The sequence below is a fragment of the Lentzea albidocapillata subsp. violacea genome (genome assembly GCF_900100275.1).
GTDB lineage: Bacteria > Actinomycetota > Actinomycetes > Mycobacteriales > Pseudonocardiaceae > Lentzea > Lentzea violacea.
This window is the reverse complement of sequence record NZ_FNET01000001.1, coordinates 616,230-628,662: the sequence shown is the minus strand read 5'-3', so window position 1 is coordinate 628,662 and position 12,433 is coordinate 616,230. Positions and strand designations below refer to the sequence as shown.

General features: G+C 68.9%; 12 protein-coding genes. 3 read left to right on the top strand and 9 right to left on the bottom strand.

Going from position 1 to position 12,433, the window contains the following annotated elements; all coding sequences use genetic code 11:
• Positions 1–41: 41 nt before the first annotated feature.
• Positions 42–617 (top strand): cholesterol catabolism transcriptional regulator KstR, encoded by a 576-nt coding sequence (gene kstR / locus BLR21_RS02560; protein ID WP_256334470.1) that lies wholly within the window; start codon positions 42–44, stop codon positions 615–617.
• Positions 618–693: 76 nt separating this feature from the next.
• Positions 694–1,095 carry a hypothetical protein gene (locus BLR21_RS02555; RefSeq protein WP_090003985.1) on the top strand — a complete coding sequence of 134 codons (402 nt, stop codon included), beginning with the start codon at positions 694–696 and terminating at the stop codon, positions 1,093–1,095.
• 59 nt (positions 1,096–1,154) lie between these two features.
• On the opposite strand, the gene BLR21_RS02550 is transcribed toward BLR21_RS02555, so the two are convergent.
• From BLR21_RS02550 to BLR21_RS02530, 5 genes are read right to left on the bottom strand one after another with little or no spacing between them, the layout of a single operon-like run.
• Entirely contained in the window at positions 1,155–2,516 is a 1,362-nt protein-coding gene (locus BLR21_RS02550) for a cellulose binding domain-containing protein (protein ID WP_090003984.1), read from the bottom strand.
• Positions 2,501–3,940, bottom strand: a complete 1,440-nt coding sequence (locus BLR21_RS02545) for a beta-N-acetylhexosaminidase (protein WP_090003983.1) — start codon at positions 3,938–3,940, stop codon at positions 2,501–2,503. Before BLR21_RS02545 ends, BLR21_RS02550 begins: the two co-directional genes overlap by 16 nt.
• Positions 3,937–4,758, bottom strand: a complete 822-nt coding sequence (locus BLR21_RS02540; RefSeq protein ID WP_090003982.1) for a carbohydrate ABC transporter permease — start codon at positions 4,756–4,758, stop codon at positions 3,937–3,939. The genes BLR21_RS02545 and BLR21_RS02540 overlap by 4 nt, the downstream gene beginning before the upstream one ends.
• Entirely contained in the window at positions 4,755–5,699 is a 945-nt protein-coding gene (locus BLR21_RS02535) for a carbohydrate ABC transporter permease (protein ID WP_090003981.1), read from the bottom strand. The genes BLR21_RS02540 and BLR21_RS02535 overlap by 4 nt, the downstream gene beginning before the upstream one ends.
• Positions 5,696–6,931, bottom strand: coding sequence for an extracellular solute-binding protein (locus BLR21_RS02530; protein WP_218130717.1), 1,236 nt, complete (start codon positions 6,929–6,931; stop codon positions 5,696–5,698). The genes BLR21_RS02535 and BLR21_RS02530 overlap by 4 nt, the downstream gene beginning before the upstream one ends.
• A gap of 179 nt (positions 6,932–7,110) precedes the next feature.
• Between BLR21_RS02530 and BLR21_RS02525 the strand changes: the two genes are divergently transcribed.
• Entirely contained in the window at positions 7,111–7,872 is a 762-nt protein-coding gene (locus tag BLR21_RS02525) for a GntR family transcriptional regulator (protein WP_090003980.1), read from the top strand.
• Here BLR21_RS02525 and BLR21_RS02520 read toward each other — a convergent pair whose 3' ends face one another.
• The 4 genes from BLR21_RS02520 to BLR21_RS02505 all read right to left on the bottom strand — a co-directional run bounded on the left by BLR21_RS02520 (position 7,873) and on the right by BLR21_RS02505 (position 12,420).
• Positions 7,873–9,570: a cation:proton antiporter gene (locus tag BLR21_RS02520; RefSeq protein WP_090003979.1), complete on the bottom strand. Its 1,698-nt coding sequence runs from the start codon at positions 9,568–9,570 to the stop codon at positions 7,873–7,875.
• A gap of 132 nt (positions 9,571–9,702) precedes the next feature.
• A complete protein-coding gene (locus BLR21_RS02515) occupies positions 9,703–10,866 on the bottom strand; it encodes a WD40 repeat domain-containing protein (RefSeq protein WP_143027583.1) in 1,164 nt (387 codons plus the stop codon).
• A 114-nt stretch (positions 10,867–10,980) separates the two neighbouring features.
• Positions 10,981–11,670 (bottom strand): serine/threonine-protein kinase, encoded by a 690-nt coding sequence (locus tag BLR21_RS02510; RefSeq protein WP_143027582.1) that lies wholly within the window; start codon positions 11,668–11,670, stop codon positions 10,981–10,983.
• Between the two features lie 123 nt (positions 11,671–11,793).
• Entirely contained in the window at positions 11,794–12,420 is a 627-nt protein-coding gene (locus tag BLR21_RS02505) for a class I SAM-dependent methyltransferase (protein WP_176929421.1), read from the bottom strand.
• Positions 12,421–12,433: the final 13 nt, after the last annotated feature.

Genomic DNA, 12,433 nt, shown 5'->3' with positions numbered 1-12,433 from the left:
TCATCTCCGTGTCACCTTCGAAGTCGCGCACGGACGCGCTCATGGCGGGCGACGAGCTCAGCTCGGCCGCCCAGCGCGAGCGTCGCAAGCGGATCGTCGACGCGACCATCGCGCTGGCGTCCAAGGGCGGGTTCGACGCCGTCCAGATGCGCGCGGTGGCCGACCGGGCGGACGTCGCGCTGGGCACGTTGTACCGCTACTTCCCCTCAAAGGTCCACCTGCTCGTGTCGAGCCTCGCCGTGGAGCTGGAGCGCGCGCAGGAGAAGATGGACCGCACCACCGTTCCCGGCGATTCGCCGTACGAGCGCGTGCTGTTCGTGCTCGGCCGCATCACCAGGGGCCTGCAGCGCAACCCGCACCTCACCGAGGCGATGACGCGCGCGTTCACCTTCGCCGACGCCTCCGCGGGCGCCGAGATCGACCGGGTCTCGCTGCTCATGGAGAGCATGTTCACGAAGGCGATGAGCGACGACGCGCCGACGGACGAGCAGAAGGCCATCGCCCGCGTCATCGGCGACGTGTGGCTGTCGAACCTGGTCGCGTGGGTCACGCGCCGTGCCACGGCCACGGACGTCGCGAACCGCCTCGAACTCACGGTCCGCCTGCTGCTGAAGTGAGTCGTCCTGCGGGATGACCAGCGAGTCACACCGCCGAACGATGCAGGCGCACGCACCCACCACTACCGTCTGTCCTATGAAGACGCTCGTGGTCGTCCTCGCCGTACTGGCCGTGGTGGGCGGCGGAACCGTGCTGCTGGTGAACCACTACGGCGGCTGGACGACGCTGACCGGCAAGGCCTGGGCCATCACCTACGAGGTGTCGGCGCAGCCCGCCGAGACGCTCGTGGAGGTGACGTACTCGGAGTCGGCCACGCGCTATCGCAAGGAGACACCGAAGGTCGTCACCACCGAGAAGCCGCTGCCGTGGACGTTCGAGGTCGTGATCAACGCCGGTGAGAGGGCTCAGGTCTCCGCCACGCCCAAGGCCGGCCAGGTGCTGACGTGCCGCATCCTGCTGGACGGGGTGAAGGAGCTCGCGTCCGCGACCGGGAAGCCCGGCGAGACGGTCAGCTGCGAATCCGTGACCGGCACCTGACCACCCTCGCCACGACGCACGCGACGGGCGCCCCGAAGGTCTTCGGGGCGCCCGTCCGGTCAGACGTTGTCGGTGTGCGTGACGCCCGCGTTGCGGTAGTCCTGCACCGCCGTCCTCACCTGGGCCGGGCTCAGCACCTGGTCCTTGGCGAAGTACACGTAGTCGACCTCCTGCTGGTAGGCCCGCTCGGCACTGCTGCCCTGCAGGCCGCCAGAGATGAACCACAGGTTGAAGTTGATCGACATAGGCGTCTCGGGGTAGTACTTGTCGCCGTGGTCGGCGACCAGGTTGCCGTCGATGTAGTACTTCACCCGGCCGTTCGCGACCTGGAAGACGAGGTCGTGCCAGCCGCTGTAGCTCTGCCGCTGTTCGTTGTGGATGTTGTCGGCGACCCACGGTTCGTTCTGGTAGGTCTCCCAGGTCGTCTCGTACATGATGTTGGCCGGCTCGCCCCAGCCGCCGTTGGGCAGATACTCGAAGTCGATCTCGCCGTAGTTCGGGGCCATCGGCGCGTCGAGCGGGGTGATGGTGAAGAACGTCTGCACGACGTGGTCACCGTCCGGGCCGAACACCGGCGCGTCGCTGAACTTCACCCTGGACGCGTAGGTGCCCTCGAAGAACTTCCGCTGGTGGAACATCTCGGTCTGCTTCGCCGCGGAACCGTTGTTCCACGAGTCGAGGCGCATGACCTTCTGGCCGTCGACAGTCGGGAACGTGACGCGCGAGGCGTCCCATTCGGCACCGGGGACACCGGGCCCGCCACCGCCCGAGCGGACGGTCCAGCCGCGCTGGCCGATCCGCGAGTCGCTCGAGTTGGTGTAGGCGAAGTCGTCGAACAGCTTGGGGCCGTTGGGGTTCGGCGCCGTCGTCGTCGTGGTGGTGGGCGGGCTGCCGCCGGGCGGGGTGCCCCACAGCAACGTGCTGCCGCGGTAGACCGTGATGTTGTTCCACGCCGAGTAGGAGCTCTGGTTGCGGAACGAGTAGTCGTCGGACTGGGCGATCGGGCCCCAGTTGGTGCGGTAGAAGCGGAGTTGCAGGTCGCCGGAGTCGGCGCCGGGGTTCAGCGCGCCCGCACCGGAGGTGAAGCCGACCTCCAGGTAGCGGTCGGCCGGGCCGCCGGTCAGGGTGCCGAACTGGCCGGTCACGTTGCCGCAGCCGCGCACGGCCCACGAGCAGGCGAACCGGTAGCCGACGTCCGGGGTGTCGCTCCTGAAGTAGTAGCGGATCTTCACGTCGGACAGCGGCACGCTGGTGCTGCCCGAGTTGACCAGCTTGAACCACGGTTCGGCCTGGTCGGTGGTCGCGCCGGACGCGCTGGTCCGGTACAGGGCGGTGATCGCGTCGGCGGCGAACGCGTTCGGTGCGACGGCCAGCGCGGCCACCGCCAGTGCCGCGCAGGACGCGGCTAGGAGTACTCGCAACGTTCTCTCCTCATTTCGGCAGGGACGGACAGGGCGGCGAGCCTGGACGAGTGGAGGCGCATCCGGGTGGCGAAGCCCTCCCACTCGGGGCGCTGGGACCAGAGGGTGTCGGCCAGCGCGGCAAGACGGGGGAATGCCAGGTACTCCAGGTGGTCACGGGAGCGGACGTGCTCGGTCCACAGCTGGCACTGGGCGCCGAGCACGCCGTCGGGCAGCGGCACGTGGTAGACGTCGCGGGCCGTCACGACGAACCCGGGCTGGCCGGGTGGTTCGTGCGGGCCGTCCGACTGCGGGTAGTCGAGGTAGGTGGAGGTGTGCGGGGCCATCACGACGGGCTGGCCCTGGTCCAGTGCCTTGACCGCCTGGGTTTCGTCCTTCCACGGCATGAGGACGCAACGTTGGTCGCCGCTCGGTTCCCACGCGGCCGGGACGCGGCCCCGGTCGAGCAGGTACTCGCTCGCCTGGCGGAGGAACCGGCCGTGCACGTCCTCCGGCAGCAGGCACTCGTCGCCGCCGAGGTGGACGTGCTCGCCGGGGAACACCTCCAGCACCTCGGCCAGCACGTCGCGGACGAAGCCGATCGCGTGCATGCCGAACGCCGCATCGCTGATGCCCCAACGGGTCCAGACGGGCAGCGGTTCCGGCGCTGTGCCGAGGTCGGGGTAGGCGGTCAGATCGGGATAGGCGGCCAGATCGGGATAGGCGGCCAGTGCGGCGCGGGCGTGGCCGGGCATCTCGATCTCCGGCATGATCCGGATGCCGCGTTCGGCCGCGTGCGCGACCAGCCCTTCCAGCTCGGTGCGGGTGTAGGTGCCGCCGTGCGGGACGCCGTCGCCGTTGGTCTCGGTACGCCAGCCGCCGATCGAGGTCAGCAGCGGGTGCGCGGGCACCGGCATGCGCCAGCCCTGGTCGTCGGTCAGATGCAGGTGCAGGACGTTGAGCTTGTGGAACGCCATCAGGTCGATGAACCTGCGCAGCACGTGCACCGGCTGGAAGTGCCTGGCCACGTCGAGCATGAACCCGCGCCACGGCAACCTGGGCAGGTCACGGATGTCGACGCCGGGCAGCGTCCACTCCACATCGGACACCCTGCTCGGCCGGAGTGCCTGCGCCGGCAGGAGTTGCCGGATGGACTGCACGCCGTGCGCCAGGCCGTTCGGTGTGCCGGCGCGCAGCAGGACGCCGTGTTCGGTGACCGTGAGCGCGTAGCCCTCCGCGCCGAGTCCGACGAGCTTGGCGTCCAGGGCGATGAAGATCTGGCCGTGGCCGGCGATCGGCAACGGGAGTCCGGTGGCGGGTCTGAGGAGTGTGCGCAGGAGTCTCGCCGCGGGTTCGGCTCCGGGTGTGACGCGCACACTCGTGCCGTCGTCCAGCGTGAACCCCTTGCCGCGGCGCACGATCCTGGTCGGGAGTGGAACGATCACCCTTTCACCGCCCCTCCGACGATGCCGGTGGTGACCCGGCCCTGCAACACGATGAAGATCAGCAGCACCGGCAGCATGAACAGCGTCGACGCGGCCATGGTGGCTCCCCAGTCGGTGCCGAAGGTGTTGTTGAACGAGGACAGCCAGACCGGCAGCGTGCGGTCGTCCTGGTCCTTGATGATCAGCACGTTGGCGAAGGCGAACTCGTTCCACGCGGTGATGAACCCGAACAGCGAGGTCGCCAGCAGACCGGGCGCGAGCAGCGGGAACACGATCTTGCGGAACGCCTGCTCGCGCGTGCAGCCGTCGACCAGCGCCGCCTCCTCCAGATCGGCCGGGATGGCGGCGAGGAACCCGCGCAGCGTCACGATGGTGAACGGCAGCGTCATCATGAAGTAGACGAGCGTGAGGATCCAGAGCGTGTCGAGCATGCCGGTGTCCCTGGCGATCACGTAGATCGGGATGAGCAGCGCCTCCCACGGCGTCATCTGCGCGACGAACACCATCAGCACGAACGCCCTGCGGCCCTTCCACTGCAGCCGGGCGATCGCGAACGCCGCGAGCAGGGCGACCAGCAGCGCCAGGAGCACCGCCCCGCCCGCCACCAGAAGGCTGTTGCGCCAGAACGAGAAGAACCCCTTCGCGGCGATCGCCGTGCCGAAGTGGTCGAACGTGATAGGCACGGGCAGGAACGTCGGCGTCGCGCTCTGGATGTCCTTGGTGGGCTTGAACGCGGTGAGCACCATCCAGTAGACGGGGAACACCGAGAGGACGAACACGACGAGCGCCGCCGTGGTGCGCGAGATCCGGCCGATCATGCTTCCCGCTCCTGCCGGTAGAGCTGGCGGAAGTACGCCAGCAGTGCGAGCACGAGCAGCAGCACCATGAGCATCGACACGGCCGCGCCGAGGTCGTAGCGCTGCAGCGACTGCGCCACCTGGAAGGCGTAGACCGGCAGCGTCGTCGTGGCCTGGCCCGGACCGCCCTGGCTGATCACCCAGATCTGCACGAACGCCTTGACGACCCAGATCACCTCCAGGCACGTGATCAGCCCGAACATGGCACGCAGCATGGGAAAGGTGATGGTCGAGAACACCCGCCACGCGCCGGCGCCGTCCATCCGCGCGGCCTCGTACAGCTCCTGCGGCACGGTGATCATCGCCGCGTACAGCGACAGCGCGGCGAACGGGATCGACTGCCAGACGATCAGCGTCACGAGGATGCCGAACGTCGCCTCGCCGTCCGCGAACCACGTGTAGTCGCGGTACTCCTCGAACCCCAGCGCGACCAGCGCCCAGTTCACGACGCCGAGCCGCGACTGGAAGAGCCACTGGAACACCGTGGTCGCCGCGATGATCGGCGTCGCCCAGGTGAGCACGAGCCCGCCCATCACGAGGAACCTGAGCCACTTGCCGAGGCGCACGAGCAGCAGCGCGACCAGGGTGGACAACACCATGATCAGCACGACGTTGATCGCGGTGAACCACAGCGTCCGCCTGACCACGGCCCAGAACTCGGGGTCGGACAGCACCTTCACGTAGTTCGCGAGACCGACGAACTTCGCGTCGCCGCGCACGAGCTGCGGCAACCCGAACTCCTGCAGCGAGATGATCACGTTGCGGACCAACGGGTACACCAGCAGGTACGCGGTGGTGAGCAGGGTGGGCGCGATCAGGAGGTACGGCAGAACGGGTCGTTTGCGGCGCTTCGGCGGGGCCGGCGCAGTCTCCTGCACCGGCCTCTCGGCGAGGAGCGTCATTTGCCGGAGTTGAGGGCTTGGGTGATCACTTCGTCGGCCTTCGCCGCCGCCGTGCGGGGATCGGCGCCGGTGAGGACCGCGGTCTGGAACTCCTTGATCGGGTTGCGGGCCTCGACCGCCGCCCAGTTCGGCGAGTTCGGCGTGGCGAACCCGTTGGCCGCACCGGCCGCCATCGCCGCCGTGCCGGGATCACCGGCCACCGAGGACGCGAGCGACTTGCGGTTCGGCACGTAGTTCATCGCCTTCGCGAGCTCCACCTGCCACTTCTCGCCGGCGAGCGCCTTGACGACCTCGTACGCGCCGTCCTGACGTGAGGACGCCAGCGGGACGATGAGGTCGGAGCCGCCGGTGAACACCGCGCCGGGCTTGTCCGCCGTCTTGCCGGGGATCGGGAAGAAGCCGATCTTGCCCTCCAGCGCCGGGTTGGCCTTGGTGACGAGCTTCGCCGCGCCGGGCACCGCGATGAACTGCGCGACCTTGCCGCCCGCCACGACGTCCGTCTGCTGCGGCTTGGCCTCGTCGGAGTCCTTCGGACCGTCGCCGAGCGCCTGGAGCTGCCGGTAGAAGTCCATGCCCGCCAACGCCTCCGGCGTGTTGAGCGAGCCCTTCCAGCGGTCGCCGTCCTGCTTCGCCAGGTCGCCGCCCTCGTCCCAGACGAACCCGGACAGCGTGTACCAGTTCTGGCCGGGCAGGTAGATGCCCTGCTGGTCACCCTGGTCGAGCTTGGCGGTGGCGGCGAGCCACTCCTCGCGCGTCTTCGGGGGCGTGACCTGGGCCGCTTCGAACAAATCCGTGCGGTAGATCACGACCCGGTTGGCGGCGTAGAACGGGATCCCGAACTGCTTGCCGTCCACCGCGCCGGGCTCGCTCAGCCCCGGAATCCAGTCGTCGCCCTGCAGCTCGGCCTTCCTGGAGGACAGGTCCGTGACACCCTTGCTGGCCACGTACTGGGCGACCTGGGTGTTGCCGACCTCAATCACGTCCGGCGGATCAGTGCTGGCCAGAGCACTGGTCACCTTCTGTGTGATGCCGTTCCACTCCTGGATCTGGATCTTCAGGTCGAGATTCGCGTGATCACGTTCGAACTCGCTCTCGAACTTCGACACGAACTCCTCGGTGGCCGTGTCCTTCATGAGCCACACGGTGATCTCCTGCTTCTCACTTCCGCCCGCGGACGAACCGCAGGCGGACAACGTGAGCGCCAGGACGAGTAAGGCAGCGGAGCGCGACACGACTCACCTCTCGCTGGGATGTGACCAATTGGTCAGGTCCGATGGGAGTGGGTAGAAAGTGGCATAGACCACTTCTCAGGTCAATACCCTGGTTGGACGCGTGGGAGCGCTCTCGATCTTCATCGGACTGGTTACTTACCAGTGGTATGCCATACTGGCCGCCGACGAAGCGGAGGGGCATGGCCGAAGCGATCCTGAAGCGCGAGCGCGTCCGCGACTACCTGCTCGAGCTCATCGAGACCCATCCGGCGGGCGCCCCCATCCCCGCCGAACGCGTGCTGTGCCAGCAGCTCTCGGTCTCCCGCCCCACCATTCGCTCGGCCGTCGAGGAACTGGTCAACACCGGCCTGCTCGTCCGCCAGCACGGCCGGGGCACCTTCGTGGCGCGCGCCAAGATCACCCAGGAGATGGTCTCCGACACGGGATCCATGTCCCTGCCGCAGGCCGGCGGCACGTGGTCGTCCCGCGTGCTCGAACACGCCCGCATCCCGGCCGGCGCCAGGGTGGGCCGCCGCCTGCACCTCTCCCCCGCCGCCGACATCCACTACATCGCCCGCCTGCGGCTGGTCGACGGCGAGCCGATGGCGTTGGAGTACCTGCACGTGCCCGCTCAGGTCGCGCCCTCGCTGACGTTGCACGACATGGAGTCCGGCGACTTCTACGAACGGCTGCGCGAGCACGGTGTCCACGTTTCCGAGGCCGTGCAGTCGATCGAGCCCACCGTGGTGAACGACTCCGAGGCCTCGCTGCTCGGTGTTCCCGTGCTGGCACCGGCTTTGCTGTTCGAGCGGCTGACCACGGACGCCGAGGGCCGGCAGGTCGAGTACGTGCACTCGATCTACCGCGGCGACCGGTACCGGATCGTCTCGCGGCTGACGCTCGGGGCCTCGCCGCGCAACACCGTGGACGTGCAGGCACGGGTCAGCGGCGATCCGTTCTGATCACATGAACCGGGTGCTCTGGCTGTCGACGAAGTTCTGGGCCTTCTCCAGGGTGTGCGAGGCGTAGGTGCCACTGGCGCGCGCGTCCAGCAGGGCGTTCTGCTGGGCGTCCGCCATCATCCGCTGCAGCTCGAAACGTTGGTGCATCGACATGTCCGGGTCCTGCTCGGTGAGCTTCTTCTCGATGCCCTCGCTCATCGCGATGATCCGCTCGAGGGTCTGTTCCAGCAGGTGCTCGTCGAACGGCTCCCCGTTCTCGCGGCACAGCGTCGAGCTCTCCAGCAACGTCCGGCTCGCCGTCACCAGCTCACCCGCCAGCCGCGCGTACTCGCGGCGTTCATGATCCTGGTCGTTGCCGCGGATGCCCAGCCACCTGATCACCAGCGGCAACGAGCCGCCCTGCACGACGAGCGTGAGGATCGCGACGGTGAAGGCGATCAGGATCAGCTCGGAGCGGTACGGCAGGTCCTCGGGCAGCGTCTGCGCCGCCGCCACCGTCACCACGCCGCGCATGCCCGACCAGGCGAGCACCGCGCCACCGCGCCAGCTGAGGCCTTCGCTCGCGTAGAACGCCACGTCGGCCTGCTTGCGTTGCAGCATGCGGATTCCGCGGTCGTACCGCTTCTCCTCACCGGGCGTGGGGCCTCGCGCGGTGAAGCGATCCACAAAGGACTCCAGCTTGCCGGTGAACGCGTCCGCGCGACGTTGCTGGCGGCGCAGCAGGGCGATCACCGGGATGGTGAACGCCACGCGCAGCACGACCAGCGCCACCGTAGCGAGCGCGCCGAGCACGAGCGTCCGCGCGATCTCGTCGTCCGCCACGGCACCGATGACGGACGTGAGCTCGAAGCCCATCAGCAGGAAGACGCCGTTCTCCAGCAACAGCTGGATCGTGCGCCAGTTCGTGCGTTCGGAGATGCGGTCGTGCGCGGTGAACCGGCGCGCGCTCTGGTGGCCGGTGATCAGCCCGGCCACCACGACGGCGATCACGCCGGACGCGTGCACCTCCTCGGCCGGGATGAACGCCAGGAACGGCACCACGTAGGAGATCGCGGTGGTGAGCACCGGCTGGCCCTGGATCCGCGCCCGCGCCCACACCGACACGATGCCGACGGCGGCACCGACCGCGACGCCCGCCGACACGGCATAGGCGAAGTCGCCCAGCGCACTGCCGAACGACACGCTGGCGGTGATCGCGACGATGGCCGTGCGCAGCAGCACGAGCGCGGTCGCGTCGTTGACCAGCCCTTCGCCTTCGAGGATCGTGACGAGGCGGGGCGGCAGGCCGAGCTTCTTGCCGATCGACGTGGCGGCGACCGCGTCCGGCGGGCTGATCACCGCGCCCAGCGCGAGCGCGGCGGCGAACCCGATCTCCGGCAGCAGCCACCAGATCAGCAGGCCCGTGCCGAACGCCGACACCACCACGAGCAGCACCGACAGCGCGCCGATGGTCGCGAAGTTGCGCCTGAAATCGACCACCGGCACGTTCACCGCCGCCGAGTACAGGATCGGCGGCAGCACGACCACCAGGATCCACTCCGGTTCGACGAACAGGTGCGGCGCTCCCGGCAGCTGACTGCAGCCCATGCCGACGAGCACGAGCAGCACGGGTGCCGCCACGCCCAGTTTGGGCGCGACGTACGACACCGCCACGATGATCAGCACGGCCGTGACGGCGAGCAAGGCCCATTCCTGCATGGCGTGCAGTTTGTCTGATCGGGACGGACCTCGCCCGCGCAGGCACGCCGGTCAGCACGTGAACCGGACGCTAGATCTTCCAGATCCGGACGGCTCTCACCGAACAGACCTGCAGGACGGTGCCTCCAGGCTCTAGATCTTCCAGATCCGGACCGACTTGTCGTCGCCACCGGCCGCGATCCGCTTGCCGTCGGGTGAGAACGCCACCGTCTGGATCTGGCCGCCCGCACCGATCACCGTGGCGCGGACCTTCTTGGACGCCACGTCCCACAGTTGGACGAAGTTGCCCTGTCCCCAGGTCGCGACCGTCTTGCCGTCCGGGTGGAACAGCGCGCTGGCGATGGTGAGTCCGTCGTCGGCGCGCGGGAACACCGCCTTGCTCTGGCCGGACTCCACGTCCCAGAGTTGCATGCTGTTCTTGCCGTCGCCGTCGACGACCGCCAGGCTCCTGCCGTCGGGCGAGAACGAGCCACCGTCGCCGGTCGAGTCGTTGATGGTCTTGACCGTCCTGCCCGTGGCGGGGTCGACGATCTTGATCTCCTGGTACTTGGTGCCCGCGTAGGCCAGCAGCTTCCCGTCCGGGCTGAACGACAGCTCGCTGCTACCCTGGGCCTCGGTCAGGCCGATCTTGACCTTGCGCGTCGCCACGTCCCAGACCAGCAGGCGGCCGGTGTGGGTGATGCCGACGAGCGTCCTGCCGTCCGGGTGGAAGCGCAGGGTCTTCATGATGGAACGGCTGTCGTCCAGACCGCCGATCATCGAGCGGTCGGCGATGTTCCACAGGTACGTGGTGAAGCCGCCGGTGCGGTTGCCGCCCGCCGCGAGGATCTTGCCGTCCGGGCTGATCGCGACCGCGCAGGCCGACGCGCCGCCGGGGCCGTCCGGGTTCTGCACGGTGCCGATGAGCTTGTTCGTCGTGGTGTCCCAGATGCGGACGACGGCACCTCCGGCTCCCAGGCCGTCCTCGGCGCTGGCGAGGATCCTGCCGTCCGGGCTCCACGCGACCGACGACACCGATGCCTTGTGGTCGACCAGCTGGACGTGCTCGGTGAACTCCTCGGGCCGTCCCGGCTCGGTCACCGATGAGGTCGTCGACTGCTCGGAGCCGCCCTCCTTGTCCGAGGCCGCCCTGTTGTCGCCGGTGGACGGCAGCTGGGCCCCCTCACCGCCGGTCTTCCTGGTACCGAGCCACCACGCGGTGCCGCCGCCGGCCGCCACGACCACGCCGACGCCGGCCAGCAGCGCCGTGCGCCTGCTGACGCCGGACTTCGCCGGGGCGGGCAGCACGACCGGCACGCCGGCGAGCAGCGCGAGAGCCTGGTCGACGGTGGCGCGGTCGGCGGGGTTCTTGCGCAGCAGCGCACCGAGCAGCGTCGTGAGGTGCCCGGCGCGTTGCGGGGGCGGCGGCTCCTAGGTGAGCAGCATCGACAGGGTCGTCATGAAGTCCTGGCCCTGGTACGGCGGTCTGCCCTCGACGGCGGCGTAGAGGGTCGCGCCGAGCGACCACATGTCCGTCGCCGGGGTGATCGCCGCGCCGGTGCCCTGCTCGGGCGCCATGTACGCGGGCGTGCCGACGATGGAACCGTCGGTGGTCAGCGGGACGTCGCCGGTGAGCCTGGCGATGCCGAAGTCGGTGATCACGACCCGGTCGCCGGACAGCAACACGTTGGCGGGCTTGAGATCGCGGTGCACGATCCCGGCCTGGTGCGCCACCCGCAACGCGCTCAGCATCGACGTGGCGAGGTAGGCGACCTGGTCCGGGGGCAGCGCGCCCTGCGACCGGATGGCGTCGGACAGCGACCCGCCGCGGACGAACTCCATCACGATCATCGGGGTGCCGTGGTACTCGACCACGTCGTGCACGGTGACGATGCCGGGGTGGTTGAGCTGGCCGGCGAGCCGCGCCTCACGCATGGCGCGCTGGCACAGCAACGCCCGCTGCTGCGCGTCGAGCCCGGCGGGCAGCAGTAGTTCCTTGATGGCCACCTCACGGCCGATGACCTCGTCACGGCCGAGCCACACCCGGCCCATGCCGCCGGTGCCGATCACCTGAACGAGCCGGTAGCGCTGCGCCACCAGACTTCCCGTCGCATCTGTCACGGCGCGCAGCCTAGATGGGAGAACACGCTCCCACGACGGCGACCGGCAAGTTCGCAATCTGTTGGAACTGCTGGTAGCAAAGAAACATCGTGCACAGTCAATCGGTCGACAATGGATCTGTCCCTAGTGGACTCTCGCGACCTCGATTCCGACCGCGCCGAACATCCGCAGCTTCCGTCTCCTGGTCGGCTCGGTGGTGAACCCGGCCTCGGCGATCCGCTTCGGCACGGCGTCGCCGACGTTGTCGCGCAGGTGGTCCTTCGTCGGCCCGTGGTCGTGGAACACGGCGTCGGCGAGCACCAGCACGCCGCCGGGCCGCAGCACGCGCCGGACCTCGGCGAGCATCTCGTCCTTCGACGCGGTGTCGAGGTGGTGCAGCATCAGGCTGGAGAAGACGGCGTCGAACGAGGCGTCCGGGAACGCCAGCTCCTGCGCGAACCCCTTGTCCAGCCTCGCCCGCAGCCCTGCGCGGCGCAGTTTGCGCTCCGCCCGCGCCAGCATCTTCAGGTCGGGGTCCACGCCGAACAGTTCGACGTCCCGATGGCGCTTTCCGGTGGTCCGCAACAGGTTTCCGGTGCCGCAGCCGACGTCCAGCACGCGCTGCCCGCCGCGCAGCCCGGCCGCCGCGACCATCTCGTCGTGCACGCCGGCGAGCCCGGAGACCAGGTGCACCACTTCGTAGAGGGGCAGCAGGTAGTGCTTGCCCATTCCCGGCAGGTAGTCCCGCTCCTGGGACGATACTTCGGTCATGCTTCGATTCTGA

What these genes read in the sequence shown, in the direction of transcription:
- kstR (WP_256334470.1), top strand. Translation starts at nt 42, where the DNA reads ATGGCGGGCGACGAGCTCAGCTCGGCCGCCCAGCGCGAGCGTCGCAAG.
- BLR21_RS02555 (WP_090003985.1), top strand. Translation starts at nt 694, where the DNA reads ATGAAGACGCTCGTGGTCGTCCTCGCCGTACTGGCCGTGGTGGGCGGC.
- BLR21_RS02540 (WP_090003982.1), bottom strand. Translation starts at nt 4,758, where the DNA reads ATGATCGGCCGGATCTCGCGCACCACGGCGGCGCTCGTCGTGTTCGTC.
- BLR21_RS02535 (WP_090003981.1), bottom strand. Translation starts at nt 5,699, where the DNA reads ATGACGCTCCTCGCCGAGAGGCCGGTGCAGGAGACTGCGCCGGCCCCG.
- BLR21_RS02525 (WP_090003980.1), top strand. Translation starts at nt 7,111, where the DNA reads ATGGCCGAAGCGATCCTGAAGCGCGAGCGCGTCCGCGACTACCTGCTC.
- BLR21_RS02520 (WP_090003979.1), bottom strand. Translation starts at nt 9,570, where the DNA reads ATGCAGGAATGGGCCTTGCTCGCCGTCACGGCCGTGCTGATCATCGTG.
- BLR21_RS02505 (WP_176929421.1), bottom strand. Translation starts at nt 12,420, where the DNA reads ATGACCGAAGTATCGTCCCAGGAGCGGGACTACCTGCCGGGAATGGGC.